The 24,464-nt window shown below is 70.3% G+C and carries 21 protein-coding genes; all 21 read left to right on the top strand.

Annotation, left to right across the window (positions count from 1 at the left end; genetic code table 11):
• Positions 1 to 82: 82 nt before the first annotated feature.
• The 21 genes from ACFSVL_RS11850 (at position 83) to ACFSVL_RS11750 (ending at position 24,453) form a co-directional block, all read left to right on the top strand.
• Positions 83 to 1,528 (top strand): eCIS core domain-containing protein, encoded by a 1,446-nt coding sequence (locus tag ACFSVL_RS11850; protein ID WP_378303375.1) that lies wholly within the window; start codon positions 83 to 85, stop codon positions 1,526 to 1,528.
• A 102-nt stretch (positions 1,529 to 1,630) separates the two neighbouring features.
• Positions 1,631 to 2,386, top strand: a complete 756-nt coding sequence (locus ACFSVL_RS11845) for an AfsR/SARP family transcriptional regulator (protein ID WP_378303373.1) — start codon at positions 1,631 to 1,633, stop codon at positions 2,384 to 2,386.
• 44 nt (positions 2,387 to 2,430) lie between these two features.
• Positions 2,431 to 2,646 carry a hypothetical protein gene (locus ACFSVL_RS11840; protein ID WP_378303371.1) on the top strand — a complete coding sequence of 72 codons (216 nt, stop codon included), beginning with the start codon at positions 2,431 to 2,433 and terminating at the stop codon, positions 2,644 to 2,646.
• Positions 2,647 to 2,701: 55 nt separating this feature from the next.
• On the top strand, positions 2,702 to 4,324 hold the full coding sequence (locus tag ACFSVL_RS11835) for a phage tail sheath family protein (RefSeq protein ID WP_378303369.1): 1,623 nt from the start codon (positions 2,702 to 2,704) through the stop codon (positions 4,322 to 4,324).
• Between the two features lie 11 nt (positions 4,325 to 4,335).
• Positions 4,336 to 4,857, top strand: a complete 522-nt coding sequence (locus ACFSVL_RS11830; RefSeq protein ID WP_378303368.1) for a phage tail protein — start codon at positions 4,336 to 4,338, stop codon at positions 4,855 to 4,857.
• Entirely contained in the window at positions 4,857 to 5,555 is a 699-nt protein-coding gene (locus ACFSVL_RS11825) for a T4 family baseplate hub assembly chaperone (RefSeq protein WP_449224372.1), read from the top strand. The genes ACFSVL_RS11830 and ACFSVL_RS11825 overlap by 1 nt, the downstream gene beginning before the upstream one ends.
• A complete protein-coding gene (locus ACFSVL_RS11820) occupies positions 5,552 to 6,328 on the top strand; it encodes a hypothetical protein (protein WP_378303364.1) in 777 nt (258 codons plus the stop codon). The genes ACFSVL_RS11825 and ACFSVL_RS11820 overlap by 4 nt, the downstream gene beginning before the upstream one ends.
• Complete coding sequence (locus ACFSVL_RS11815; RefSeq protein WP_378303363.1) at positions 6,325 to 7,560, top strand: DUF4255 domain-containing protein; 1,236 nt, start codon at positions 6,325 to 6,327, stop codon at positions 7,558 to 7,560. Before ACFSVL_RS11820 ends, ACFSVL_RS11815 begins: the two co-directional genes overlap by 4 nt.
• Complete coding sequence (locus tag ACFSVL_RS11810; protein ID WP_378303361.1) at positions 7,557 to 9,377, top strand: ATP-binding protein; 1,821 nt, start codon at positions 7,557 to 7,559, stop codon at positions 9,375 to 9,377. Before ACFSVL_RS11815 ends, ACFSVL_RS11810 begins: the two co-directional genes overlap by 4 nt.
• A complete protein-coding gene (locus ACFSVL_RS11805) occupies positions 9,374 to 9,604 on the top strand; it encodes a hypothetical protein (RefSeq protein ID WP_378303359.1) in 231 nt (76 codons plus the stop codon). Before ACFSVL_RS11810 ends, ACFSVL_RS11805 begins: the two co-directional genes overlap by 4 nt.
• Positions 9,605 to 9,925: 321 nt before the next feature.
• The gene (locus ACFSVL_RS11800) at positions 9,926 to 10,582 is read left to right on the top strand and encodes a hypothetical protein (RefSeq protein ID WP_378303357.1); all 657 of its coding nucleotides are present in this window, start codon (positions 9,926 to 9,928) and stop codon (positions 10,580 to 10,582) included.
• Positions 10,583 to 10,592: 10 nt separating this feature from the next.
• Positions 10,593 to 10,910, top strand: a complete 318-nt coding sequence (locus ACFSVL_RS11795) for a LysM peptidoglycan-binding domain-containing protein (protein ID WP_378303355.1) — start codon at positions 10,593 to 10,595, stop codon at positions 10,908 to 10,910.
• A complete protein-coding gene (locus ACFSVL_RS11790; RefSeq protein WP_378303353.1) occupies positions 10,903 to 12,024 on the top strand; it encodes a hypothetical protein in 1,122 nt (373 codons plus the stop codon). The genes ACFSVL_RS11795 and ACFSVL_RS11790 overlap by 8 nt, the downstream gene beginning before the upstream one ends.
• The gene (locus tag ACFSVL_RS11785; RefSeq protein ID WP_378303351.1) at positions 12,021 to 12,557 is read left to right on the top strand and encodes a phage baseplate assembly protein V; all 537 of its coding nucleotides are present in this window, start codon (positions 12,021 to 12,023) and stop codon (positions 12,555 to 12,557) included. The genes ACFSVL_RS11790 and ACFSVL_RS11785 overlap by 4 nt, the downstream gene beginning before the upstream one ends.
• A 10-nt stretch (positions 12,558 to 12,567) precedes the next feature.
• Entirely contained in the window at positions 12,568 to 12,894 is a 327-nt protein-coding gene (locus ACFSVL_RS11780) for a hypothetical protein (protein WP_378303349.1), read from the top strand.
• Between the two features lie 5 nt (positions 12,895 to 12,899).
• Complete coding sequence (locus ACFSVL_RS11775; protein ID WP_378303347.1) at positions 12,900 to 13,259, top strand: GPW/gp25 family protein; 360 nt, start codon at positions 12,900 to 12,902, stop codon at positions 13,257 to 13,259.
• Positions 13,256 to 16,024 (top strand): putative baseplate assembly protein, encoded by a 2,769-nt coding sequence (locus ACFSVL_RS11770; protein WP_378303345.1) that lies wholly within the window; start codon positions 13,256 to 13,258, stop codon positions 16,022 to 16,024. The genes ACFSVL_RS11775 and ACFSVL_RS11770 overlap by 4 nt, the downstream gene beginning before the upstream one ends.
• A 23-nt stretch (positions 16,025 to 16,047) precedes the next feature.
• On the top strand, positions 16,048 to 19,272 hold the full coding sequence (locus tag ACFSVL_RS11765; protein WP_378303343.1) for a putative baseplate assembly protein: 3,225 nt from the start codon (positions 16,048 to 16,050) through the stop codon (positions 19,270 to 19,272).
• Positions 19,269 to 21,395, top strand: coding sequence for a hypothetical protein (locus tag ACFSVL_RS11760; protein WP_378303342.1), 2,127 nt, complete (start codon positions 19,269 to 19,271; stop codon positions 21,393 to 21,395). Before ACFSVL_RS11765 ends, ACFSVL_RS11760 begins: the two co-directional genes overlap by 4 nt.
• 9 nt (positions 21,396 to 21,404) lie before the next feature.
• Entirely contained in the window at positions 21,405 to 23,537 is a 2,133-nt protein-coding gene (locus ACFSVL_RS11755) for a DUF6519 domain-containing protein (protein WP_378303340.1), read from the top strand.
• Positions 23,524 to 24,453 (top strand): glycoside hydrolase domain-containing protein, encoded by a 930-nt coding sequence (locus ACFSVL_RS11750; protein ID WP_378303338.1) that lies wholly within the window; start codon positions 23,524 to 23,526, stop codon positions 24,451 to 24,453. The genes ACFSVL_RS11755 and ACFSVL_RS11750 overlap by 14 nt, the downstream gene beginning before the upstream one ends.
• Positions 24,454 to 24,464 lie beyond the last annotated feature (11 nt).

Genomic DNA, 24,464 nt, shown 5'->3' with positions numbered 1-24,464 from the left:
GCGGCGGGGAGCCGCCGCGGTGACGTCGCGGTGACGGATTCCGATCACACTGTCCCGGTGGTCCAGTGATCGGGAGGGTCCGATGGAGCAGCGCGTCCGGATGCCCGCGCCGGGACCCGCCGGGCCCGAGCCCGCGCGCGGCGGGAATCCTCTCGAACCGGGCATCCGGCACTTCATGGAGGAGCGCTTCGGCCAGGACTTCAGCCAGGTGCGGGTGTACTCGGACCGGACGGCGGCCGAATCCGCGGCCTGGCTGGGCGCGAAGGCTTACACGGTCGGCGAGCGCATTGTCTTCGGTACCGGCGAATACCGGCCGGAGACGAGCGCGGGACGGCGTTCCCTCGCGCACGAGCTGGCACACGTCGTCCAGCAGCGTCGCGGCGGCGGGCCCGCCTCCGGGCATTCGCTCGAACGGTCGGCGGACGCGGCGGCGAACGCGGTGGCCGGCGGCGGCTCGGTCCGGGTGGCCGGGGCCAGTGCGCCCGGTCTCGCCCGGCAGGCTGAGCCGGACACCCGGGCGGTGGTCGCGAATCTCCGCGGCAACCGGGTGTTCGGGGCGGTCCGGGCGGCGGTCTCGGTGCTGTCGGCGCCGCTTCGGTTGCTGGGGTGGGCGATCACCGGGGCGGCGGTCGGGATGCGGGCCTCCGGCAATGCCGGTGCGGGGGTGGGGGTCGGCGCGGGGCAGGACACGATGGTCTTCGTCAACCTGGAGTCCGGCGAGGTGACCACGGACATCATCGGGTACGGCGAACTCGGGGTCGCCGTGACCGCGGGCGGCAGCGAAGCGATCGTCGTGGCGCTTCGGCTCGGCCCGGCCGGGCAGGCGGGGAATGTGTCCGGCGCGTACGCGGGCGGGAGCGTTAACGTCGCGGCGAAGTTGCTCGCTGGGGTGGGATTTTCGGTCAGCACCGGGCTTTTCTCCGGGGAGGAAGGCTGGGTGGCCGCCGCGTTCAGTCTCGGGGCCGAGGCCGGGGCGCGGGTTTCGGGCAGTTACGGCGTGAGCGCGGTGGACACGGTCGCGCCGGCGGTCGCGGCGTGGACTCGCCGGGTGGCGACCGGGCTCGCGTCCGGGGTGCAGACGGCGGGCGCGATCGGGCAGGGCATCAGCAGCGCGGTGGCGCAGATGTTCGGCAGCGTGATCGGCATTCTCGACCCGGCCAACTGGAACCTCGCCGGATACACCCCGGCAGAGCAGCAGGCGTGGCGAGAGTTCGGCGGGTACCTGGCGCGGGTGATCACCAGCACCACGCTCGACCGGTTTCTCGCCGGGGAAGCGCAGGGGGTGCCGGTGTCGCGGCGGATCGCGTCGATCGGGGACGTGGGCGTATTCATTCGCGTTTCCGAGGCCATCAACGCGCGGTACCGCCGAATGGCTGGAGCCGCATTGCGGCCGGGTGACGAGATCTGGCCGGCGAATGCGTTCACGGAGCGCACGTACCTTCAATTTCTTGCCTTCATGCGGGACCAGCGATTGCTGGCCGGGGCTGGTCCGGGCGGCTCGTTCGCGCCGGTGCGGGAGCGGCCGTGAGCGAAGTTACGTGGTAGCACGGATGGCGCGGCGGCGGGCCGGTCACGATCATCGGAGTTCGGCCGGCGGCGTTCCCGGGGGACGCCGCCGAGGATCGAGGGGGTGTCGGTTCGGATGGTCGGTTCCAGAACAGCGGTGGAGTACGAATCGGGAGAGGGGACAGGATCGGCGTCGGTGCTCGTCGTGCAGACGTTGCCGGCTTTCGCGGTGGACGGAGCGGTCGGCGCGCGACCGCTTTCCCGTGCGGCGCAACGGTTGGTGACCTACCTCGCGCTGCGCGACCGGCCCGTGCGGCGGGCCGAGGTCGCGCACGCGCTGTGGGCGGACTCGTCGGAGGAACACGGTGCGGCGAGCCTCCGCACCACGTTGTGGCGGATCGGCCGGGTGCACCGCGATCTGGTGCAGGCGAGCGCGGAACGGCTTTCGCTCGCCGATACCGCGGCTGTCGACGTGCGGGCCGCGTCGAGCCTGGCGCGTTCGCTCGCGTCCGACACCGCGGAGCTTCCCGGCGACAGCGAACCGGTGATCAGTTTGCTGTCGACCGATTTGCTGCCGGATTGGTACGACGACTGGCTTTTCGTTTTCCGCGAGCGATGGCGGCAGCTTCGGTTGCACGCGCTGGAATGCCTTGCCGGACGGCTCGGCGAGGCGGGCCGCTTTTCCGAAGCGATCGACGCCGCGCTCACCGCGGTGGACGCCGAACCGTTGCGGGAAAGCGCGCACCGGTGCCTGATCCGCGTGCACCTTCTCGAAGGAAATCGCGGCGAGGCGGTGCGCGCGTATCGCGCCTTGGCCGAGTTGCTGCACAGTGAACTCGGCGTCCGGCCCAGCGCGAGCGTACGGGCTCTGCTCGCCTGATCCGGGTGACGGTGCGGTGACGGAGAACCGTTGTACTGCACCGTATGGCAGGTGCGGACTCGGAGCGAATCGCGCTGCACGTCCTTCGGGCGTGGCGCACGTCCGAAGGACAGTTGCGGGTCCGCATCACGACGACCGCGGACGTGCGCACCGACGCGACGACGTCGGAGGTGCTCACGACCCGCGAACAGGTTCTCGCGTCGGTGGACCGCTGGCTGAGCCGGATCGGCGCGGAAGACGGCGACGTGACGCCGCGGTGACGGAACCAGTGCACGCTCAGTACCACGGCCGAGAAAGCCGCGGAGGGAGACGGCCATGCCCATCACGCCCACCTTTCCGGGTGTCTATATCGACGAGCTGCCGAGTGCGGTTCGGACCATCACCGGGGTGCCCACCTCGGTCGCGGCTTTCGTCGGCACCGCACCGCGCGGCGTGACGAACGTGGCGGTGCACATTACGAGCTGGGAGGACTACGAACAGGAATTCGGCGGGCTCGACGCGGCGAGCGACCTCAGCTACGCGGTCTGGCAGTTCTACCAGAACGGCGGCAGCGAAGCCGAAATCGTGCGGGTGTTCGGCACGGTGGCGCCGCCGAAGACTCCGGATGCCGAGCCGGCCGCCGAGGATCCCAAGCCGCCTCCGCCCGCCGCCGCGGCGAAGATCGTTTTGCCGAGCGGGCCGACGCTGCACGCGCGGGGAGAAGGGTTCTGGGCCAACGGAAATCTGCTGGCGCGGGTCGACTACAGCACCGCCGCGGAGGGCGCGGACAAGCTGTACAACCTCACGATCCGGGACAAGACCAGCAAGGTCACCGAGCAGTACCTCAACGTCAGCATCGACCAGAAGTCCCCGCGGTCGCTGGGGAACGTCATCGCTTCCTCGGCGTTGATCGGCAAGGTCGAGAACCCCGGGAACCGTCCGGCCGAGCACAGTTCCGCCGATCTGGGCGAGGGCGAGGACCCGTTCCTGGACAAGGACAAGAAAGACGTCTGGTACACCGCGGCGAGCGGCGGAGACAACGGACCGGATCCGCGGCCCGCGGACTACCTCGGCGACCCGGGCAATCAGAGCGGTATTTACGCCTTGCTCAAGACCGACATTTTCAACATGCTCTGCCTGCCCGGCGCGCCGGGGCTGATCGGCGCGGACAACATTCTGGACAAGGCGCTCAAGCTGTGCGTGGACCGCCGGGCGATGCTGATCGCGGATCCGGATCCGAACTGGAAGACGCCGGCCGCGGTGTCGACGGCGGTGAAGGATGCCGGGTTCGTGCTGAACGGCGAAAACGGCGCCAACGCGGCGCTGTACTTCCCGCAGATCAAACAGCCGGACATCAAGCAGGAGAACCGGGTTCGCGATTTCCCGCCGTGCGGGGCGATCGCCGGGATCTGGGCGCGCACGGACGTCCGGCGGGGCGTCTGGAAGGCACCGGCCGGCACCGAAGCGACGTTGAGCGGGGTCAGCGCGCTGAGCGTCAAGCTGACCGACCCGCAGAACGGCGTGCTCAACCCGCTCGGCGTCAACTGCCTGCGCGGCCTGCCGTCGGTGGGGAACGTGGTGTGGGGCGCGCGCACCCAGCGCGGCGCGGACGTGCTCGCGAACCAGTGGAAGTACCTGCCGGTGCGGCGATTGGCTTTGTTCGTCGAGGAAAGCCTTTTCCGCGGCACGCAGTGGGTGGTGTTCGAACCGAACGACGAACCGCTGTGGGCGTCGATCCGGCTCAACGTCGGCGCGTTCATGAACACCCTGTTCCGCCAGGGCGCTTTCCAGGGCCGCACGCCGAAGGACGCCTATCTGGTGAAATGCGACGCGACGAACAATCCGCAGAACGACATCGACCGCGGCATCGTCAACATCCTGGTCGGGTTCGCCCCGCTCAAGCCCGCCGAGTTCGTGCTCATCCACATCCAGCAGCTCGCCGGCCAGATCCAGGTGTAGGGGGAACCGTCATGTCCGACAGCAAGACGAAACGCCGCGACCCGTACAAGAACTTCCGGTTCCGGGTGAAGTTCAGCGGCGGCGACTATCTGCTCGGGGTCAGCAAGATCACCGGGTTCAAGCGGAGCACCGAGGTGATCAAGCACCGGTCCGGCGGCGATCCGGCGACCAGCGCGAAACTCCCCGGCCGCACCGAATACGACGCGATCACCCTCGAACGCGGCGTGACCGCGGACAAGGTGTTCGCGCAATGGGCGAACCGCGTGTGGAGTTTCGCCAACTCCGGGCAGGGGCTGGAGACCTCGCTCAAGGACTTCCGCCGCGACCTCATCGTCGACGTGTTCGACGAGGGCGGCCAGAAGGTGCTGTCCTATCAGGTCTTCAACTGCTGGGTTTCGGAGTGGCAGCCGGTGTCCGATTTGGACGCCAACGCCAACGCGGTGGCCGTGCAGCACATCAAGGTCGAGAACGAGGGGTGGGTCGCCGAGGAGGTTTCGGAGCCGCAGGACGTGTTCTTCGAAGATCCGGCGTGATGTTCACCGAGGCGAGTCTCCTGGACGTGTGGGAGACGGCGCACGGGCTCAGCGCGGTCCGGCGGGCGCTCGTCCTGGCGGTCGCGGGCGGTGCCGAACCGGCCGCGGCCGGCGATCTCGCAGTGGGCCAGCGGGATGAATTCCTGCTGGCCCTGCGGGAACGGTGCTTCGGTACTGCTTTCCCGTGCCTGGTGAACTGCCCGTCGTGCGGCGAGGAGCTTGAGCTTGAGCTGGCAAGCCGGGATCTTCGTCCGTCGCGAGTGGACAGTCCGGCGATGATCGCGGTGGACGGGTACGAGGTCGAGTTCCGGCCGGTGACGAGCCGGGATCTGCTGGAAGTCCACAGTAGACGCGCACTGCTGGAAAGGTGTGTGGTGGCGGCGCGGTCTGGCGGGCAGGACGTGGACCGGTCGGAGCTGCCGGACGCGGTGCTCGCCGCGCTGCCGGACGCGCTGGCCGCGTGCGATCCGCAGGCGGACGTCCGGATCGATCTGGACTGCGCCGTGTGCGGGCATCGCTGGGCTTCTCCGTTCGACATCGCGGTGTATCTGTGGACGGAGCTGGAGGCCTGTGCGCGGCGGCTGTTGTACGACGTGCACGCGCTCGCGCTCGCTTACGGCTGGTCGGAGGCGGAAGTGCTCGCGGTGAGCCCTGGCCGGCGCCGGCGTTATCTCGAACTCGCGGGGACTACGGCATGAATGATTTCGTGGACCGGCTGCTCGGCCGGGTCGACGCGCCGCCGATCCGGCCGCTCGTGCCGACGTTGTTCGAGCCTGCGAGCCCGGTCGGAGCGGAGCCGGACCTGCCGATGGGCACGTTCACCGAGGCGGAGCCGAAACCGGTGGCGGGTAAGGAAGTCGAGCGCGTCCGCGAGGTGCTCGGGCCGGAGCGGGTCGAACAGGTCCGCGACGTCTCGGTGCCGCTTCCGGGGAAGGTCGAAAGCGTGCGTGAAACCGTGCTGCCGCAGGCAAAACTGGTCGAGCACGTCCATGAGGTTCCGCTGCCAGCTCCGAAGCCGGGAGATCCGGCCGCTGTCGTGCGGGAAAGCGTCGTCGAGTCTCGGACGCACACCGAGCACGCGGCCGTCTCCCATACGGAGCGGGTCACCGAACGATCACTGGAGCGCGAGACGCGGACGGAACAGCTGCGGCGAGACGTCGTGGCGGTACCGCGGCCAGCCGACGCACCGGCACCGCAAACCACGCCAGCGCCAACCGGGTCGGCTCCGGTCGCGCGGGCTTATCCGGTCGAGCCGGTCCGGGCGCATCCGGTCGCCCGTGCGGAACCGGCGCCACCGCCGCCGCAGGCCCTGGTGGTCCGGCGACGGAAACCACCGGCCGAACCGGACGTGCACATCAGCATCGGCCGGGTCGAGGTGACCGCGCGTCCGGCACCGGCTCCGGTCGCGAAGCCGCGGCCGGAGCGGAAACCGTTGCTGAGCCTCGACGACTACCTCCGGGAGCGCGGATGAGCGACGCCAATGCCATCGAAGCGGTGACCGAGGCGCTGGTCCAGCTGGTCCTCGAAGGCGCGCGCGAGGTCGAGATCGGCGCGAAGGTCGAAGCGCGCCCGCCGCACGAGACGCCGGGGCCGAGCGGCGATCCGCAGCTGAACCTGTTCCTCTACCAGATCGGCATCGACGAGGGGCTGCGCAACGAGGATCCGGTGGGGCTGGGGCCCGGCGAGCACGGCGATCCGCAGCTGCCGCTGATCCTGCACTACCTGCTCACCGCGTACGTGCCGGGTGGCGCGGACACCATCGCGCACCGGATGCTCGGCGGGGCGCTGCGGACGTTGCACGAGCATCCGCACCTCAGCCGGGAGCGGCTGCGGCAGGTGCAGTCGCCCAGCGACGTCTCGGAGCAGTCCGAGCTGATCCGGCTCACCTGGCAGTCCTTCGCGGAGAAGGACATTTACTCGCTCTGGTCGGCGTTTCAGACCAGCTACCGGCTCACCGTGGCCTTCGAGGCCAGGCCGGTGCTCATCGACAGCCGACGTCCGCCGCGGTTGCCGGTGCCGGTGCTGCGCCGGGGCGCGCAGGACCGCGGGCCGGAAGCGGCCTCCGGGGTCGAATCGCCGTTCCCGCAGCTCAACGCGGCGGTGCCGGTCGCGATCGGCACCGATGGCCGCGAGCACGAACAGGCGTCGGTCAAGCTCGGCGGCCGGGTCGTGCTGCGGGGTGCGCATCTCGATCTGGCGAACGAGGTGCGGCTGACGCATCCGCTGCTGGCCGAACCGGTCTCGATCCCGGTCGTTCCGGGGAACGCGGCCGAGGTCCGGTTCGAGCTGACCGGGCCGCCGCAGGCGTTTCCGGCCGGGCTCTGGTCGGTGGCGCTGGTGTCCGGCACGACGGCGACGAACGAGGTTTCGCTGGCGGTCGCGCCGGAGATCACCAGCCGGATGCCGATGACCGTGCACCGGAACGGATCGGCCGCGGTGGTCCGGCTCGCCTGCCGTCCCCCGGTGCGGACCGGGCAGCCGGTGCTGCTGGTGCTCGGGTCGCGGTCGGTGCTGGAGCGGCGCGCGGTCGCGGCCCGGCCGGACGATCCGGTGACCGGCGCGGACCTGATCTTCGACGTGCCGGACGCGCCGGTCGGCACCCACCTCGCCCGGCTCCGGATCGGCGGCGTGGACAGCCTGCTGGTCGACCGCACCGGGCCGAAGCCGAAGTTCGACGCCACCCAGACGGTCACGATCTCATGACCGGCGACTGGGAGGCGGCCAACGGACGCTTCCTCGCCGCGTCGCTGGAGTGGCTGCGGGAACGTCTGCGTCACCCCGGCGAAGAGGTCCCGGTCGAAGCTGTGGAATCCGCAGAGGCGATCGACCCGCCGCCGGCGCTGACCGTGCTGGCGGCGCGGCTCGGGCTGTCGCGGTTCGAACGGGACACCTTGCTGCTGTGCGCGGCCGTCGAGCTGGATCCGTCGGTCGCGGGGCTGTGCGCCGAGGTGCACGGCAATCCGCACATGGCGTATCCGACGTTCGGCTTGGCTCTTCGGGTGCTGCCCGATCCGGCGTGGGAAGCCGTGTCGCCGCAAGGCGGTTTGCGGTATTGGCAGCTCATCGAGGGTGTTTCCGGGCAAGGCGTGGTGTCCGCGCCGCTGCGGGCCACCGAGCGTGCGGTCAACTACCTGAAGGGCCTCAACAGCCTTGACGACCGGCTGACTCCGCTGGTCACGCCGCTGGCTCCGGCTGAGTTGTCGGCGTCGCAGCGGCGGGTCGCCGAGGAGGTGGCGAGCCAGTGGGCGCTCGCCGGTCCGGTGCAGCTCACCGGTGCCGACGAGGCCGCCAAACGGCAGGTGACCGCCTACGCGGCGGAGATCTCCGGGCTCGCGGCGTATCGGCTCCAGGCGTCCGCGTTGCCCGCGCAGCCCGCGGAGCTGGGTCAGCTGGCGCGGATCTGGCAGCGCGAGTCCGCGTTGCTGCCGCTGGCGTTGTACCTCGAAGGCGACGGGACGGACGCTGGGCGCTTTCTCGACCGGATCGGGGGACCGGCGGTGCTGGCGGTGCGCGAAGGCGGGCCGGGGCTCCGGTCGTTCGAGGTCAGCCCGCCGACGCCGGCGGAACGCGCGCTGGCGTGGGGCGAAGTGCTCGGGACGGACCAGGCGGCGATCGACGCGCTGTCCGCGCAGTTCGCGCTCGACCTGCCGGGCATCGCGGCGGTGGCGGCGGTCGCCGGAGCCGATCCGGAAAAGGTGTGGCAGGAATGCCGGATCCGCACCCGGCCGAGGGTGGACGGGCTCGCCCAGCGGCTCGAACCGGCGGCGGGCTGGGACGATCTCGTGCTGCCGGAGCAGGCCCGCTGGCTGCTCGGCGAGATCGCCGACCAGGTCGGGCAGCGCACGACGGTGCACGAGACGTGGGGCTTCGGCGGCCGCAATCTGGGGTTGAGCGTGCTGTTCACCGGGCCGAGCGGGACCGGCAAGACGATGGCGGCCGAGGTGCTGGCGGACCGGCTGGCGCTGGACCTCTACCGGATCGATCTGTCCACAGTGGTCAGCAAGTACATCGGGGAGACCGAGAAGCACCTGCGCAAGCTGTTCGACGCGGCCGAGGGCGCGATCCTGTTCTTCGACGAGGCGGAATCGCTGTTCGGCAAGCGCGGCGAGGTCCGCGACGCGCACGACCGGTACGCCACCATCGAGGTCGACTACCTGCTGCAGCGGATGGAAGCCCACCGCGGCCTGGCGATCCTCGCGACCAACATGCGGTCGACGCTGGACACCGCGTTCCTGCGGCGGCTGCGGTTCGTGGTCGAGTTCCCGTTTCCCGGCCCGGCCGAGCGGAAAATCATGTGGCAGAAGGCGTTCCCGGCGCGGGCCCCGTGCGAGGGTCTCGACTTCGACCGGCTGGCCCAGCTGCAGACGAGCGGTGCGATGATCCGGAACATCGCGCTCAACGCGGCTTTCCTGGCCGCGGCGGCCGGGTCCTCGATCGTGCAGGACACGGTGCTGGCCGCCGCGCGCACCGAGTTCCGGAAGCTGGAACTTCCGGTGCCGGAACGGGATTTCCGGCGATGATCGAGGTGCGGATCGACCGGCTGGTGCTGGACGGCCTGGACGGCTCGCCCGGCCAGCTTCGCGACGCGATGCAGACGGCGCTGGCCCGGCAGCTGGCGGACGCGCCGCGCCAAACGTGGCAGGCGGCGCGGCGTCGCCGGGTCGTGGCACCGGATCTCGCCGATGGTTCGCTCGCCGAAGCGATCGCGCTGTCGATTCACCGGGGTATTCGCGAGGCGGCCGGCTGAGTCGGCTGTCTGTGAGGGGCACCCTGAGGGAATCTGATTCCCTCAGGGTGCCCCTCACAGAATTGAAGAAACGGGCATTGCGGGGCTAATCGGGCATTTCGCTGGTCTGGGTGTCCTTTATGGACAGTCGGTAGGCTGAGCCGCCTGGCTTAAGTCCCCGGCATGGGAATCCACGTCCGTGAAGGTGCCCCTCACGGACGTGAAGATACGGCCAGCGCCGCATCACGCGGAACACGCTCTGAGCGGTGACGCCTTGGTGACGGGGTTCCGGCACGCTTTGGGGGCAAGGCGTTCCGCCGTTCGCTGGGGAGGACCACGACGATGACCACCTTTCCGCAGAGCCTGAATCCCGTCCGGGGCGGGTTCGTGCTCGTGGATCCGGACAGCGGACTGCCGTCGAAGACGATTCCGTTCCAGTACAACCCCGACACGCTCACCCGGACCGTGCAGCTGCAGGGCATCGGCTCGGAACCGGGCGACCGGCTGGAATCGTTGCGGCTCAAGGGCCCGCCGCACGAGTCGTACCGGTTCGAGGCCGAGTTCGACGCCACCGAAGCGCCCGCCAAGTTCCCCGACGGATTGTTCCCGGTGCTCTGCGCGCTGGAGAAAAACATGGCGCCGACGTACGCCCAGCTGCGGAACGAAGACCAGCTGGCCGGACAGGGGCAACTCGAAATCGTGCCGGTGGAAGCGCCGCTGACGGTGCTCGTTCTCGGGCCGAAACGCGTGGTGCCGGTGCGGATCACCGACTTCAGCGTCACCGAGGAAGCCTTCGACGCCACGCTCAATCCGATCCGGGCGAAGGTCAGCGTGACCGTCCGCGTGCTCACGGTCGACGACCTCGGCTACCCGCGTCCCGGCGATCCGGGTGCCCGCGCCAAGGGCGGAACGCTGTATCTGACCTATCTGCAGCAGAAAGAACGCTTCGCTGACGGAGTGAACCACCCGGTGACCGACGTCGGCGTGCCGACTGTCTAGGAGGTGCCCGATGTTCTCCGCGACCAGCCGCTACTACGGCCTGCCCACCGCGGTCCGCGATCTCCCGGACGGCCGCTCGGTCCGCTTCGTCCAGCGGCGGCTGCTGCCGCATCCCGAGCAGCTCGCGCAGATCGGCGAACGCGTGGTGAAACCCCGCGACCGGCTCGACCGCATCGCCGGCGACGTGTTCGGCGACGCCGAGCAATACTGGCGGATCGCGGACGCGAACCGCGCGATGGATCCGGACGAGCTGACCGCGGAACCGGGCCGCCGGCTGCGGATCACCCTGCCGCCCGGGATTCCGGCGGGAGGGACCGCTGGTGGGTAAGAGCTTTCAGCTGCAGCTGATGATGGGCCGGGTGCTCGCCGCGCCGGTGCCGCACGCGCTGATCGACGCGCTGCAGTCGGTACAGGTCACCTCCGCCGCGGGCGAGCGGAGCGGGTTCCAGCTGACCTTCGCGGTGAGCCGGAACTCGGTGCTCACCCGGACGTTGCTGCCGTCCGGGCTGCTCGATCCGCCCGCGCGGGTCGTGCTGTCGGTGATCGTCGGCGGTTCGCCGGACGTGCTGATGGACGGGGTGATCACCCGGCACGAGATGAGCCCGGGGGCCGGGCCCGGCGAATCGCGGCTCACGGTCACCGGCGAGGACCTCACCGCGCTGATGGACCTGCGGTACGAACAGGAGATCTTCCCCGGGCTGCCGCTGCACGTGCGGGTGCTGAAGATCCTGGCGAAGTACGCGATGTACGGAATCGTGCCCGCGCCGGTCCCCGTGCTGTTCTGGGAACCGGAGCTGCCGCAGGAGCGGGTCGCCGGCCAGTCCGACACCGATCTCGGCTATCTCCGGGAACTGGCCCAGGACGCGGGGTACGCCTTCTACCTGATCCCGGGGCCGGCGCCGGGCGCGAGCATCGGGTACTGGGGCCCGGAGGTGCGGGCCGGGGTCGTGCAGCCCGCGCTCACCGTGGATTCCGGGACGGCGACCAACGTGGAATCCCTGTCGTTCGGCTTCGACGGGATGTCCGGGAAGCAGTACACGATCCGGATCACCGAGCCTCGGACCAAGATCGGGATTTCCCTTCCGGTGCCGGGCCTCTCGCTGCTGCGACCGCCGCTGGCGGCGCGTCCCGCGGTGGCGTTGCACGAGGAACCGTTGCTGGACCTGGCCGGACGACCGACGCCCGAGGTCTTGCTGCGGGCGCTGAGCAAAGCCGCGAAAGGCGCGGACGCGGTGACCGGACAGGGAAAGCTCGACGTGCTCCGGTACGGCCACGTGCTCAAGTCGCGCGCGCTCGTCGGAGTGCGCGGCGCGGGGCTCGCGTACGACGGCCTCTACTACGTCAGCCGGGTCACGCACGAGATCAAACGCGGCGAGTACAAGCAGAGTTTCGGCCTGACCAGGGACGGTTTCGTCCCCTTCTCCCAGCAGGTGAGCGCATGACGACCGCAGAATCCCGGTTCGACGGCACCTATCAGGGCGAGGTGGTGTCCAATGTAGACCCGCTCGGGCTCGACCGGCTGCTCGTGCGCGTCGGCGACGTATTGGGCGACAACGCCGTCTGGGCGCGGGCGAGCACCGCCGCGCCGGGCATGAACGTGGTGCCGCTGATCGGTTCCGGCGTGTGGGTCGAGTTCCAGGGCGGCGACCTCGGCCGTGCGGTATGGACCGGCTTCCGGCGCGACGTGCGCGAGGAAGGGCCGCCGATCGCGTCCAGCATCCTGCCCGGCGTGCCGCAGGTGGTCATCGGCACGCCGCTGACCACGGTCGGGCTGCCGCCGCAGAACTACCTGCTGATCACCCAGCAGCCCGGCCCGACCGGCGGCATCCAGCTGCAGATCCAGGGTCCGACGGGCCCGTACGTGAAGCTCAACGAGACCGGGATCGAACTGTCCTGCGGTCCCGGTCTCGCCTCCATCCGGCTCGCCGGCACGTCGGTCATCATCAACAACGGCACCTTCGTCGTTCCGAAGTAGGAGGGTGGCCATGCCGGGTTTCCTGCTGCACAGCGGAATGACGATGAACTGCCCGCACGGCGGCGCGGTGACCGCGATCCCCGCCGGGCCGCCCGCCGCGCTGGTGAACGGAATGCCGGTGCTCACCACGAAAGACCAGCTGATCGTCGCCGGATGCACGGCCACGCCGCCTTGCACGAAGGTGCAGTGGGCGAACATCTCGTCCCTGCTGGCGGGCGGGACGCCGGTGCTCACGCAGCTGCCGCCGTCCGGACCGGGCGGCGGCGTGTGCATCGGGTCCGTTCCGCCCGCACCACCGGTAGTGGTTGTCATGCAACAGTTCGTCACGGGGAGGTGACCACTGTGGACATCGACTTTCCGTTCCATTTCGACGAACGAGGCCGGGTCGCGGAAACCGGGTACGCGAACCATGTGCTCGACCTGATCGAGCAGCTGCTCTTCACCACGCCGGGTGAGCGGGTGATGCGGCCGGACTTCGGCTGCGGGCTGCTGGACCTGGTGTTCGAACCGAACAGCCCGGAGCTGGCGGCGGCGGTGCAGGTGTCGGCCGAGGGCGCGTTGCACCGGTGGCTCGGCGACCTGATCACGGTGCAGCACCTGGAGGTCACCGCCGAGGACAGCACCTTGCGGATCGAAATCGGCTACGTCCTCCTCGCGACCGGCGAACGGCGCGAGGACGTCATCACCGGGAGGGCGGCATGATCGGCTGTGCGGACGAACGCCGCCGGGCGGACGTGCGGGTCGCGGGACGCAATGGCATCGACTCGGTCGGCGTGAGCGACGACGGTCGCTCGCTTGCGGTGGGGTTCTTCGGCAAGGCACCGGAAAGCCTGGGACCGGCGAACTTCCGGATCGACGGCGGGCGGCGGGTGACCGGGATCGCGGTTGTCGCGGTCGAGACGTGGGCGAGCGAGGATCCGGAACTCGCGGACGCGGTGCGGCTGACGGTCGATCGTGTTGGGGATCTGTCTGCGTATCGTCTGTCCATTGTGGAGTGTGGCCCGATCGGCAAGCCGGGTACGCGGCCGTATCCGGGCTTCGATCCGCGGTATTCCTTTGCGGACTTCACGTTCGGAAGCTGTGGCGACGTCGACTGCGCGCCGGCCGAGGAGTGTCCACCGCAGACGGACGCAGTGGTCGAAATCGACTACCTCAGCAAGGATTACGCCAGCTTCCGGCAGCTGCTGCTGGACCGGTTGAAGCTGACGATGCCGTCCTGGACCGAGCGGCACGTGCCGGACATCGGCGTCATGCTGACCGAACTGCTCGCCTACGAGGGCGACCGGCTGAGCTATCAGCAGGACGCGGTGGCGACCGAGGCGTACCTGGACACCGCGCGGCTGCGGGTTTCCGTCCGGCGGCACGCGCGGCTGGTCGACTATCTGATGCACGACGGGTGTTCCGCGCGGGCTTGGGTGTGCCTCGAAGCCGACGACGAGGTCACGATCCCCAAGGGGCACTTCCGGTTCAGCACGCTGCCAGGGCCCGCGTTGGCGGAACGGGATCTCCGCGGCGCGCCGGAAGTGTTCGAGCCGGTCCATGACGAAGCGCTGCGGCTTCTCCCGTCCCGCAACCGGATCAGCCTGTGGACGTGGGGCGACCACGACTGCTGCCTGCCCGCCGGGACGACCTCGGCCACACTGACGGACAACGACCGCACATTGTGCCTTGAACCGGGCGACGTGCTGTTCTTCGAGGAGCTGGTCGGCGCGAAGTCCGGTCTTCCGGCCGACGCGGACCACACGCACCGGCAGGCCGTCCGGCTGATCTCAGTGACCGAGGCGGAGGATGAGCTGTACCAGCAAAAGCTGCTGGAAGTCACCTGGGCTCGTGAGGACGCGCTGACGTTTTCGTTGTGTGTCAACGCTCGCGGTGGACCGGACTGCGTCGACCTTGAGGTCGGTGTCGCGCGGGGCAACGTGGTTCTGGTCGAGCACGGCGGGCGGATCAAGCCGGAGGACTACGACGTTCCCGATCCGGCCCCGGAGGAACCACAGTGCCCGCGCAATTGCGGATGTGGTTGCGGCGAAACCGAACCTGAGCTGGCGTACCCGCCGTTTCCGGTGGTCGTTCAGCCGCAGCTGCGCCCGCAGCCGATCACGCAGAGCGTGCCGTTCCCGGATCCCGCCGACGTCGCGGCCGCGCAGGCACGGTGGCTGGTCGGTCTTCCCGGCCGGATCCGCGCTCGGCTGACCGCGCTGTGGCGGGGTGAACTGTCCGAAGAGGACATCAAGTTTGTCACGGTGCTTTTCGGTGCCAAGCTGGTGAAGAAGATCGGCCTGCGTGAGCATCCTCGGCGCGCGCTTCGGTACCTGCTGGCGCGCTTCGACGATCTGCTGGAAACCAAACTGGAGCGGCTGAAGGACCTCATCCGGCAGGCTCGCGCGGGCTACGTGCTCACGGCTGCGAACGAGGGCTGGGAGATCGGCCAGAGCTGGGGTTGCGACGAAGGCTCGAAGCTCGATGAGCACCGTTCGGCGTTCCGTGGTCCGGCAAGCCTTGCTACCCAACCAGATCCGCGGGCCGCACTGCCTGCGGTGACGGTCACCGATCGAAAGGGCGACAGCTGGGTGGCCCGGCGAGACCTGCTCGAAAGCGGACCGGCGGACCGGCACTTCGTCGGCGAGGTCACCGACACCGGCGCGACCGTGCTGCGCTTCGGTGACGGCCGTAATGGCGCGAAGTTCCCGTTGAGCGGCAAGCTGACCGCGCGGATGCGGGTGGGGACCGGCGTGGCGGGGAACGTCGGCCGCGAAGCCATCAGCAGCATCGTCTTCCGCGGTACGGACGTGCCGGGCATTCGAAGCGTGCGCAATCCGTTGCCCGCCAAGGGCGGCGTCGAGCCCGAGCCGGTGTCCGAGGTCCGCCTGCGCGCTCCGCAGGAGGCCCGCCGCCGGCTGTTGCGAGCCATCACGGCCGAGGACTACGCGACGCTGGCCGGAGCCTCGCCGAACGTGCAACGCGCGGCGGGCGACCTGCGCTGGACCGGCAGCTGGTACGAGGCGCAGGTCGCGATCGACCCGCTCGGCATGGAGGTCGCGCCGAGCTGGCTGCTCGACGAGACGCGCGCCGGGCTGTACCGCTACCGCCGGATCGGCCACGACCTTTCGGTCTTCAGCGCGACCCTCGTCCCGCTCGATCTGACGGTGCACGTCGAGGTGCTGCCCGACCACATCGCCGGGCACGTGCGCTCGGCGCTGAGGCGGGTGCTCGGCGCGTTCTTCCAGCCCGACCGGCTCACCTTCGGCACCCCGATCCGGGTCGGCCAGATCGTCGCGGCCGTGGCCGCGGCGCCCGGAGTCCGGCACGCCGAGGTGACGCGCCTGGAGCGGCTGTTCGGCCCGCCCGGCACCGCGCTGGCCACCGGAGTGCTCCCGATCGGGCCGCTCGAAGTGGCGCGACTGGACGACGACCCGAGCCGTCCCGAAAACGGGCAGCTCACCCTCGACCTGGCAGGCGGACGATGAACTGCTGCGCGGGACCCGGCCCGATGACCCCGGCGACGACCTACCAGCGGCCCGGCCTTCCCGCGCTGTCCCGCCGGATCGGCACCTACGGGCGGTTCCGCCAGTCGATGCTGGCCCGGCTCGCGAGCCGGGCCGCGCTGGACCCGCTCACCACGCGCGATCCGGACGACCCGGCGATCGCGCTGCTGGACTGCTGGGCCGTCGTCGGCGACGTGCTGACCTTCTACCAAGAGCGGATCGCCAACGAGGGCTATCTTCGGACCGCCACTGAACCCGAATCGCTCGGCCACCTCGGGGCGCTCGTCGGCTACACGCCGCGGCCCGCACTGTCGGCGACCACCTATCTCGCGTACACGCTGGACCCCGGCGCGCGGACGGTGATTCCGGCGGGTACGGCGGCCAAGAGCGTGCCCGCGCAGGGCCAGCTGCCGCAGACGTTCGAGACCACGGCGGAACTCCAGGCCCGCGAGGAATGGAACGCGCTTCAGCTCGCCATGGCCGAGCCGGTGGACGTCAACGCCGAAACCGCGCCGTATGTCCCGCGGATCGGCATTCAAGGCACCACCGCCGCGCTCAAGCCGGGGGACCGGTTACTGCTGCTGTTCGGCACGTTCACCCCGGTGGTGCGGGTGGTCGCGGCCGCGAAGGAGGACTTCCAGGCCGGCCGCACGACCGTCACACTGGTCACCCCGGACGTTCTCCTGGACGAGCTGAACCTGGCGGTCTTCACCCTCGTCTCAGCGGTCGGGACCGCGTTGTCCTATCAGCCCGCATCGTCGCCCTGGAGCGACCACACGGTCATCCTGCTCACCACCACGAAGTCCTATTTGGACAACCTCGGCACTCTGCAGGGCGTGAGTTCGACCCTGGCCCGCACCGTCTACCACCTGAGCACCGAATTGGCGGAACAAGCCGCGCTCGCCCGCGCGCACGGGAGCTGCGCGGTCCAGAACTGGTTCCGCACGTTCGTCAAACCGGTGTCGGACGCGACGGCCGTGCTGCTGAAGTTCTGCATCGACGCGAGGCGGGAAAACGATCCGGAACTGCGCTACCTCAACAGTCTCGCCCGCGGATTGTTCTGCGACGCGCCGACCTACGGCTTCGACGGCTGCCGGCCCACTTACGGCCCGGAATGCGACCGGGCGGCCGCACTGATCGGGCTGACCCCGGTGCTGCCGTTGCTGCGCCGCGAGCCGTCCCGGCCGCCGCGCCGGGCGATCGATCTTCCGTCCACAATAGACAAGCTGTTCCACGCCGGTTCCGACGTCCACCCGAAACTGCTCATCGAGGCCGACCGGAGGCTGGGGCCGAATCTGCACCACGCCTGGGCGAACGAGCAGATCGCGCCGCCGCCGGCGCTGTCCGGCGTGCAGGCGCTGCGGACCCGGGCCGTCGTCGTGGACCGTCCGTCCGGTGCGATCGCGGACGCGGCGAACACCACCACGATGTGGCTGGACGCGGTGTACGACGGCATCGCCAAGGACAGCTGGGTCGTGGTGGAATCGGCGGCACGCGAGACGGACTCCGCGCAGGTGACCGCGGTGGAACTGGCCGACGTCGACGTCACGGTGCTCGATGCCCAGTCCAAGCCGAAGAAGGTCGGGACCAAGCAGGTCACCAAGCTCACCGTGAACCGGGTCGTCTCGCCGGTGCCGGTGGCGGGCACGGTCGTGTGGGCGCACGGCGACGCGCTCACCGCGATCGGCGACCCGATCACCGAGGACGTGCACGGCGACGAGATCGAGCTGTCGCGGGTCTACGACGGGCTCCGGCCGGGCCGCTGGCTGGTGGTGTCCGGCGAACGCACCGACGTGCCGCACACCAGCGGGATCCAGGCCGCCGAGCTGACCATGGTGGCCGGTGTCCGGCAACGGGTCGAACCGAGCCGCAACGGCAGCCATGTCCGCACGTTCCTGTCGCTGGCCACCGAGCTGTCCTACCGGTACCGCCGGGATACGGCGACCATCCACGGCAACGTCGTGGAGGCTGATCAAGGGGAGACCCGCACCGAGGTGCTCGGCAGCGGCGATCCGGGCGTCGCGGGGCAGACCTTCCAGCTGCGCCAGGTCAACGCCGACAATCCGCTCACCTTCCGGCCGTCGGCCAACCCGTCCGGTGCGGAGAGCACGCTCACCGCGCGCGTGTCCGGCGTGCGCTGGCACGAAACCGACGGCTTGGTCTGGTCCGGGCCGACGGGGCACGACTACGAGGTCGCCGCGGCAGCGGACGGCACCCGCACGCTCCGGTTCGGCGACGGTGTCCACGGCGCGCGCCTTCCCGCTGGCACGGAGAACGTGACGGCGGTCTACCGGGTGGGCGCGGGCCACGACGGGAATGTCGCGGCCGGGCAGATCAACCAGGCGACCGTCCGGCCGCCGGGCGTGCGCGCGGTGACCAACCCGCTGCCGTCCGGCGGGGGAGCGGACGGCGACGGACCGGCGGACGTCCGGGCCTCGATCCCGTTGCGGATGCTCGCGCTCGACCGGCTGGTGTCGGTCCGCGACTACGAGGACTTCACCCGGGCCCGCGCGGGGATCGGGAAAGCCAAGGCGGTCAAGCTGTCTGACGGCGGACGGCGGGTGGTGCACGTGACGGTCGCGGCGACCGGGGATGCGCGGATCGACTCGTCGTCCGGGTCGGTGGTCGCGCTGGAGGCCGCGCTGGCCGGGTTCGGCGATCGCGGCATCGAGGTGCGGGTCGCGGTGCGGGAACGGGTGCTGCTCGTGCTGCGCGCCGGGATCAAGGTACTGCCGGACTACTCGTGGGATCTCGTCGAGCCCGCGGTGCGCGCCGCGCTGCTGGACAAGTTTTCCTTTGCCCGCAGGGAACTCGGCGAACCGGCTTTCCTCAGCGAAGCGTTCGCGGCGATCCAGGCCGTGCCCGGGGTCGACTACGCGGACATCGACGTGTTCGACGGCGTCGGCGGCGACGTCACGCCGATCGAGCTGGCCACGATCTCGGACCGGCTTACCAAGGCGCAGCCGTGCGTCGGCGCGTCGGGCGCGCGGTTCGAGGAAGTCTTCGACACGGCGGGCTACGTGGACGGTTTCGGCCCGGACACCTTGACGACGATCGCGCTCCGCCACGGGCTGACGATGGACGAGCTGGTCGCGCTGAACCCGGGGCTCGAGTCGACGGCGCTCGAACAGGGGCAGCAATTGACGGTGTACCGCGGCATCCGGCCCGCCCGGCTCGCGGTGCTTCCGGCGGGCGTGCCGGAGGCATTGACGTTGGTGAGGATCCCATGACCCGCAATCCGGACCGGCTCTACGAGCTGATGCCGTCGGTCTACCGGCGGCGCGACGAGGAGAACGCGGGGCCGCTGAAGGCGTTGCTCGGCGTCATCACCGAGCAGGCCGACCTGATCGGCGCGGACCTGGACGCGCAGTACGCGGACTGGTTCGTCGAGACCTGCCAGGACTGGGTCGCGCCCTACCTCGGCGATCTGGTCGGGTACCGGATCCTGCCGGGAGCGGACGAGACGCTCGCGTCGGGATCGCCGGCGGCCCGGCGGCTGCTGTCGGCGCTCGCGCCTCGCCGCGACGTCGCGCACACCGTGGGCAATCGGCGGCGCAAGGGAACCTTGGCACTGCTGGAACAACTCGCCGCCGATGTAGCGGAGTGGCCGGCGCGCGCGGTCGAATTCCGGCAGCTGCTGGCGGTTTCGCAGGCCGTCCGGCTGCACGGCCGGGACCCGCGAGCCGACCGGCGGAGGCTGACCCGGGGCCAGCTGGCCGACCTGCGCGGGGCCGACGCGCTCGACCGGCTCGACGGGCCGTTCGACGAGCTGGCGCATGCGATCGACGTCCGGCGGATCACCTCGCATCGCGGGACCGGGCGGTTCGGCATCCCGGAAATCGGCCTGTACGTGTGGCGGCTGAAACCGTATTCGATCACGCGCGGGCCCGCGTACTGCGAGGACCGGGCGCGGACCCGGTTCACGTTCAGCATTCTGGGCAACGACACTCCGCTGATCGTCGCCCCGGTGCGGGAACCGTCGCCCACCCATATCGCCGACGAGACGAACGTGCCGGTGTTCATCCGACGGCAAGCCTTCGCCGACCGGCCAGCTGTCTACTATGGACCCGGCAAGAGCCTGTGTGTCTACCTCGGCAACGGGAATCCGGTGCCGTTGAGCGACATCGTGCCCGCGGACCTGTCCGGCTGGCGCTACCGGCCCGCGCACGGGAAGGTCGCGCTCGACCCGGTGCTCGGCCGGATCGCGTTCCCGACCCGGCAGGCCCCCGAAACCGGCGTGTGGGTCACCTATCACTACGGGTTTTCCGACGATACCGGCGCCGGTGAGTATCCGCGCGAGACGGAACCGGCGGAGAATGTGTACCGCGTCGGTCCCGGACACCATGAATTCGTCATGGAAGCCGTCGAGGAATGGCAGCGGGACAAGGAAACCGATCCGTCCGCGCGCGAGGCGGTCATCGAATTCACCGACAGCGGCGCGTACCAGGAACAAATCGAGCTGACCGTCGATCGCGGCGATTGCCTGACGCTGCGGGCGGCGAGCGGAACGCGTCCGGTGCTGCGCCTGCTCGACTGGAACAGCAACCGCCCGGACGCGTTGCGGATCATCGGCACCGGCCGGGGCGCGGAAGACGACCCGCTGCCCAAGGTCGTCTTCGACGGGTTGCTGGTCACCGGGCGCAGCGTGCAGGTGCACGGTCCGGTCGGGCAGTTCGCGGTGCGGCACTGCACCTTGGTGCCCGGATGGTCGCTCGACGCGGATTGCTGTCCGGAACACGAGGAGGAAGCGAGCGTCGAACTCGCCGATACGCCGGCGAGGTTGTGCGTGGAACACAGCATCCTCGGCACGATCCTCGTCTCCGCCGACGAAGTGCACCGCGAGCCCAACCAAATCCGGCTCACCGACAGCATTCTCGACGCCGCCGGTCCCGGCCTGGCCGCGCTGTGCGGTCCGGACGACGGCTGCGCGCACGCGGTGGTCGACGTTCGCCGGTGCACGGTGTTCGGTTCCGTCTTCGCGCACGGCACCGGACTGATCGAGAACTCCATTATGGACGGTCGGGTGCGGATAGCCCGGCGTCACGAGGGCTGCGTGCGCTTCTGCTGGCTGCCGGAGAGTTCGCGCACGCCACCGCGTTTCCATTGCGAGCCAGAGCATTCCGGCGATCCGGTGCGCGTCGTCCCCCGGTTCACCTCGGTCCGCTACGGCACCCCCGGTTACGCGCAGCTCGCGCGGTCCGGTCCGGAGGAGATCAGCCGCGGCGCGGAGGACGGTTCGGAGATGGGCGCCTTCCACGACCTGTTCCACCCGCAACGCGAGGACAGTCTCCGGCTGCGGCTCGACGAGTACACCCCGGCCGGCACGGACGCCGGCATCCTGTTCGCCACTTAGGAGACCGCCATGCAAGCCGACTTCTCGCGCCGCACTTTCGACTCGCTGAAGCACTTCTCCGCGGTGCTGGCGCAGCAGGGCCGGGTCCAGCTCGACGCGGACGCGAACGAGCAGGCCGCGATCCTGCTGCACCAGCTGCGGACCACCGTCGCCGACCTGCTCGGCCCGGCCGCCGTGCCCGCCGGCGAGCCCGGATTCCGGCTGCACCCCGTGCTGGACCAGCGGAAGATCACCGACCTGCGGATCTCGGCCGGCCGGCTGTACGTCGACGGGCTCTTGGTCGAGAACGACCGGGCCACGCGCTACTGGTCCCAGCCGGAGGGCTACCTCGACCAGGAGAAGGACACGCTGCCCGAAACCGGGCCGTTCGTGGTGTACCTGCGGGTGTGGGAACGGCTGATCACCGCGCTGCAGGATCCGGCGATCCGCGAGATCGCGCTCGGCGATCCCGGCCCGGACACCGCGGCACGGGCGAAGGTCGTCTGGCAGGTGGCGTGGTGCGCGGGGCAGAACGCGGACGATTTCGCGGACTTCCGCCACTCGCTGAACCCGGAGCCCGGCTTGCTTGCCGCCCAGGCGAAACACCCCGGCGATACGGACGCCTGCCACCTGCCGCCGGAGGCGCGGTTCCGCGGGCAGGAGAACCAGCTGTACCGCGTCGAGGTGCACACCGGAGGCCGCGCGTGGACGGATTCCGCGCCCACGAAGGAATCCGGCGAGACGCTGCACGGCGCGACGTTCAAATGGTCGCGGGAGAACGCGTCCGTGGTGTTCCCGATCGTCTCGGTATCCGGTGCGACGGTGACGCTCGGAACGCTGGGCCGGGACAGCAAACTGGACCTGGACGTCGGCGACTGGGTCGAACTGCTCGACGACGCCGCCGTCATCCGCGCCGCCGACGACCTCCCCGCGAAGCGCCGCCCCAAACCGGCCCCCGCACTGCGGAGAGTCGTGGCGATCGACCCGGCGGACCGGCTGGTCACCCTGGACGGCGAACTCGACGAACGCTGCGGCCCCGGTTCCGACGCGGACCTGCACCCGTTCCTGCGCCGCTGGGACCACCTGGCCGGCGACAGCAAGGACGGCGCGGTTCCGCTGGTCGAGAACACGTGGATCGACCTGGAGGACGGCGTCCAGGTGCGCTTCGAAGCCCCGCCCCGGACGTCGGCGGAGGTCGCGGCCGGCCAGCCGGGCACCTACCGGCGCGGCGACTACTGGCAGATCCCGGCCCGCACGGTGACCGGAGACGTCGAGTGGCCCCGCGACGACGACGGCCCGCGCCCGGTCCCGCCGCACGGCGTCGAGTACCACTACGCGGTGCTGGGCGTCGTCGGCGAGGACGGCACGGTGACCCTGCCGCCGGACAGCTTCGAACCGCTCTTCCGGCAGGGGCCGAACCCCACCGCGCCTGCCCCGGAGGAACCTTCGCCTCCGGACGATTCCCCGAAGCCCTCGACGGAAATCGACTCGCCGCCGGATCCGCCCGATCCGGTGGTGTTCGCGGCGGAGATGTCGACCGCGCACTCGCCCGAGACCGGCTCGGCGGCACCCGCGCGTTCGCCGGAGACCGGATCGAGCGCACCTTCGCCGAAACCGTCCACTGGTTCGGCCGCGTCTCCGCCGACCCTCGCGCTCTCGGCCTCGCCGCCGAAACCGGGGCCTTCGAACGGTTCGTCTTCCGCGAGCGCAACCGCGACCTTGGCACCCCCGGTCGAGGTCTCGTTCCCAGCCCCGGAACCGGTCCACCCGCCCACCCGCACCGTGACCGAACCGTCCACATCGGACCCCGAGACCACCTCGGACAACCCGCCCGCCCCTTCCACCGCACCGGAGACAACCGCCATGACGCACCCGACCGGACCGCTCGGCGACCACCTCACCTCCTGGCTGCGCACCGTCGTCCCCGGCCTGTGGTCGGCACTCGTCGCGTGGCTCGTCTCGCTCGGCCTGCCCGGGTCGGTGACCGACGCGGTGGCCGGGCTGGGAAACCAGGTGATCGTGCCGCTCGTGCTCGCCGTCGTCTACGCGCTGCTGCGCGGTCTCGAAGCCCAGATGCCGCCGTGGCTGACGCGGATCCTGCTCGGGTCCAACCGGCCGCCGAGCTACGCCGAAACCGGGGCGGACCGTCATGCGCTGGGCTGACTATTCGGCGGGAAGACCGAGTTCGGCCGCGCTGAAAGCGGCCGGTTTCGGCGGCGTGATCCGCTACGCGGGTCTGGGCCGGGCCTCGAAACGGCTGACCGGACCGGAGTACCGGGAACTCGTCGGCGGCGGGATCACGGTCGCGCTGGTCATCGAACTGGGCACGGACGACGCGTGGGGCAGCACCACCGACGACGACTTCGCCCGCGGCGTCTCGTTCGCGCAGGCGGGCCTCGCCGACGCGCGCGGGATGGGCCTCCCGGAGTCGATACTGATGGCCTGCGCCGCCGACAAGCACGCGCTGGACTTCCAGATCGACGACGTCGTGCGGTTCGCCCGCGGGTTCGCCAGCGTGGTCGGCCAGGGCCGAGCCGGGTTCTACGGCTTTTCCGAGACGCTGCGCGCGGTCCACGACGCCGGGATCGTGTCGTGGTACTGGCGCTGCGGTTCGCAGCCCACCGCCGCCGAGCGGACCTGGACCCACCTGTGGCAGCGCAACGACGGCAAAACCGAGGTCTCCCGGGTCCCGTGCGACATCAACGAGCAGTACATCCAGCTTCCCGGCGGCGGGGGCAGCGCGCCCGCCCCCGGCTCCGGCAACGACGAGGAGACTCTGATGCTGATCCCCGCAGCCCCGAACGGCGACCACTTCTACATCCCGCTCGCCGGCCGCCCGCCGTACCTGTATCTCTTCGCCGGCTTCGGCGACACCATCGAGATCAAGCAGATGGACTTCGTGCGCGCGAGCAAGTCCGGCAACCAGGGCGATTTCGTGCCCGGCGCGCAGATCCGGAACTTCACGTTCCTCTCCGACCGCCCCGGCCCGCTGGACCTGCGCAGCGCCGCCGCGGCGGGCGCGATCGGCATCTCGATCTGGTACCAGGCCAAACACTCGTTCACCGCCTACGTCGGCTGACCCCGGCTCCG

The organism is Amycolatopsis silviterrae (assembly GCF_042684085.1).
Classification (GTDB): domain Bacteria; phylum Actinomycetota; class Actinomycetes; order Mycobacteriales; family Pseudonocardiaceae; genus Amycolatopsis; species Amycolatopsis silviterrae.
This window is presented reverse-complemented; position numbering and strand designations above follow the sequence as displayed.

Bases quoted from the DNA above. Each gene is read 5' to 3' on its own strand.
- ACFSVL_RS11810 (WP_378303361.1), top strand. From the start codon at position 7,557: ATGACCGGCGACTGGGAGGCGGCCAACGGACGCTTCCTCGCCGCGTCG.
- ACFSVL_RS11785 (WP_378303351.1), top strand. From the start codon at position 12,021: ATGACGACCGCAGAATCCCGGTTCGACGGCACCTATCAGGGCGAGGTG.
- ACFSVL_RS11795 (WP_378303355.1), top strand. From the start codon at position 10,593: ATGTTCTCCGCGACCAGCCGCTACTACGGCCTGCCCACCGCGGTCCGC.
- ACFSVL_RS11850 (WP_378303375.1), top strand. From the start codon at position 83: ATGGAGCAGCGCGTCCGGATGCCCGCGCCGGGACCCGCCGGGCCCGAG.
- ACFSVL_RS11835 (WP_378303369.1), top strand. From the start codon at position 2,702: ATGCCCATCACGCCCACCTTTCCGGGTGTCTATATCGACGAGCTGCCG.
- ACFSVL_RS11820 (WP_378303364.1), top strand. From the start codon at position 5,552: ATGAATGATTTCGTGGACCGGCTGCTCGGCCGGGTCGACGCGCCGCCG.
- ACFSVL_RS11770 (WP_378303345.1), top strand. From the start codon at position 13,256: ATGATCGGCTGTGCGGACGAACGCCGCCGGGCGGACGTGCGGGTCGCG.
- ACFSVL_RS11760 (WP_378303342.1), top strand. From the start codon at position 19,269: ATGACCCGCAATCCGGACCGGCTCTACGAGCTGATGCCGTCGGTCTAC.
- ACFSVL_RS11840 (WP_378303371.1), top strand. From the start codon at position 2,431: ATGGCAGGTGCGGACTCGGAGCGAATCGCGCTGCACGTCCTTCGGGCG.
- ACFSVL_RS11750 (WP_378303338.1), top strand. From the start codon at position 23,524: ATGCGCTGGGCTGACTATTCGGCGGGAAGACCGAGTTCGGCCGCGCTG.
- ACFSVL_RS11780 (WP_378303349.1), top strand. From the start codon at position 12,568: ATGCCGGGTTTCCTGCTGCACAGCGGAATGACGATGAACTGCCCGCAC.
- ACFSVL_RS11815 (WP_378303363.1), top strand. From the start codon at position 6,325: ATGAGCGACGCCAATGCCATCGAAGCGGTGACCGAGGCGCTGGTCCAG.
- ACFSVL_RS11830 (WP_378303368.1), top strand. From the start codon at position 4,336: ATGTCCGACAGCAAGACGAAACGCCGCGACCCGTACAAGAACTTCCGG.
- ACFSVL_RS11805 (WP_378303359.1), top strand. From the start codon at position 9,374: ATGATCGAGGTGCGGATCGACCGGCTGGTGCTGGACGGCCTGGACGGC.
- ACFSVL_RS11800 (WP_378303357.1), top strand. From the start codon at position 9,926: ATGACCACCTTTCCGCAGAGCCTGAATCCCGTCCGGGGCGGGTTCGTG.
- ACFSVL_RS11825 (WP_449224372.1), top strand. From the start codon at position 4,857: ATGTTCACCGAGGCGAGTCTCCTGGACGTGTGGGAGACGGCGCACGGG.
- ACFSVL_RS11755 (WP_378303340.1), top strand. From the start codon at position 21,405: ATGCAAGCCGACTTCTCGCGCCGCACTTTCGACTCGCTGAAGCACTTC.
- ACFSVL_RS11765 (WP_378303343.1), top strand. From the start codon at position 16,048: ATGACCCCGGCGACGACCTACCAGCGGCCCGGCCTTCCCGCGCTGTCC.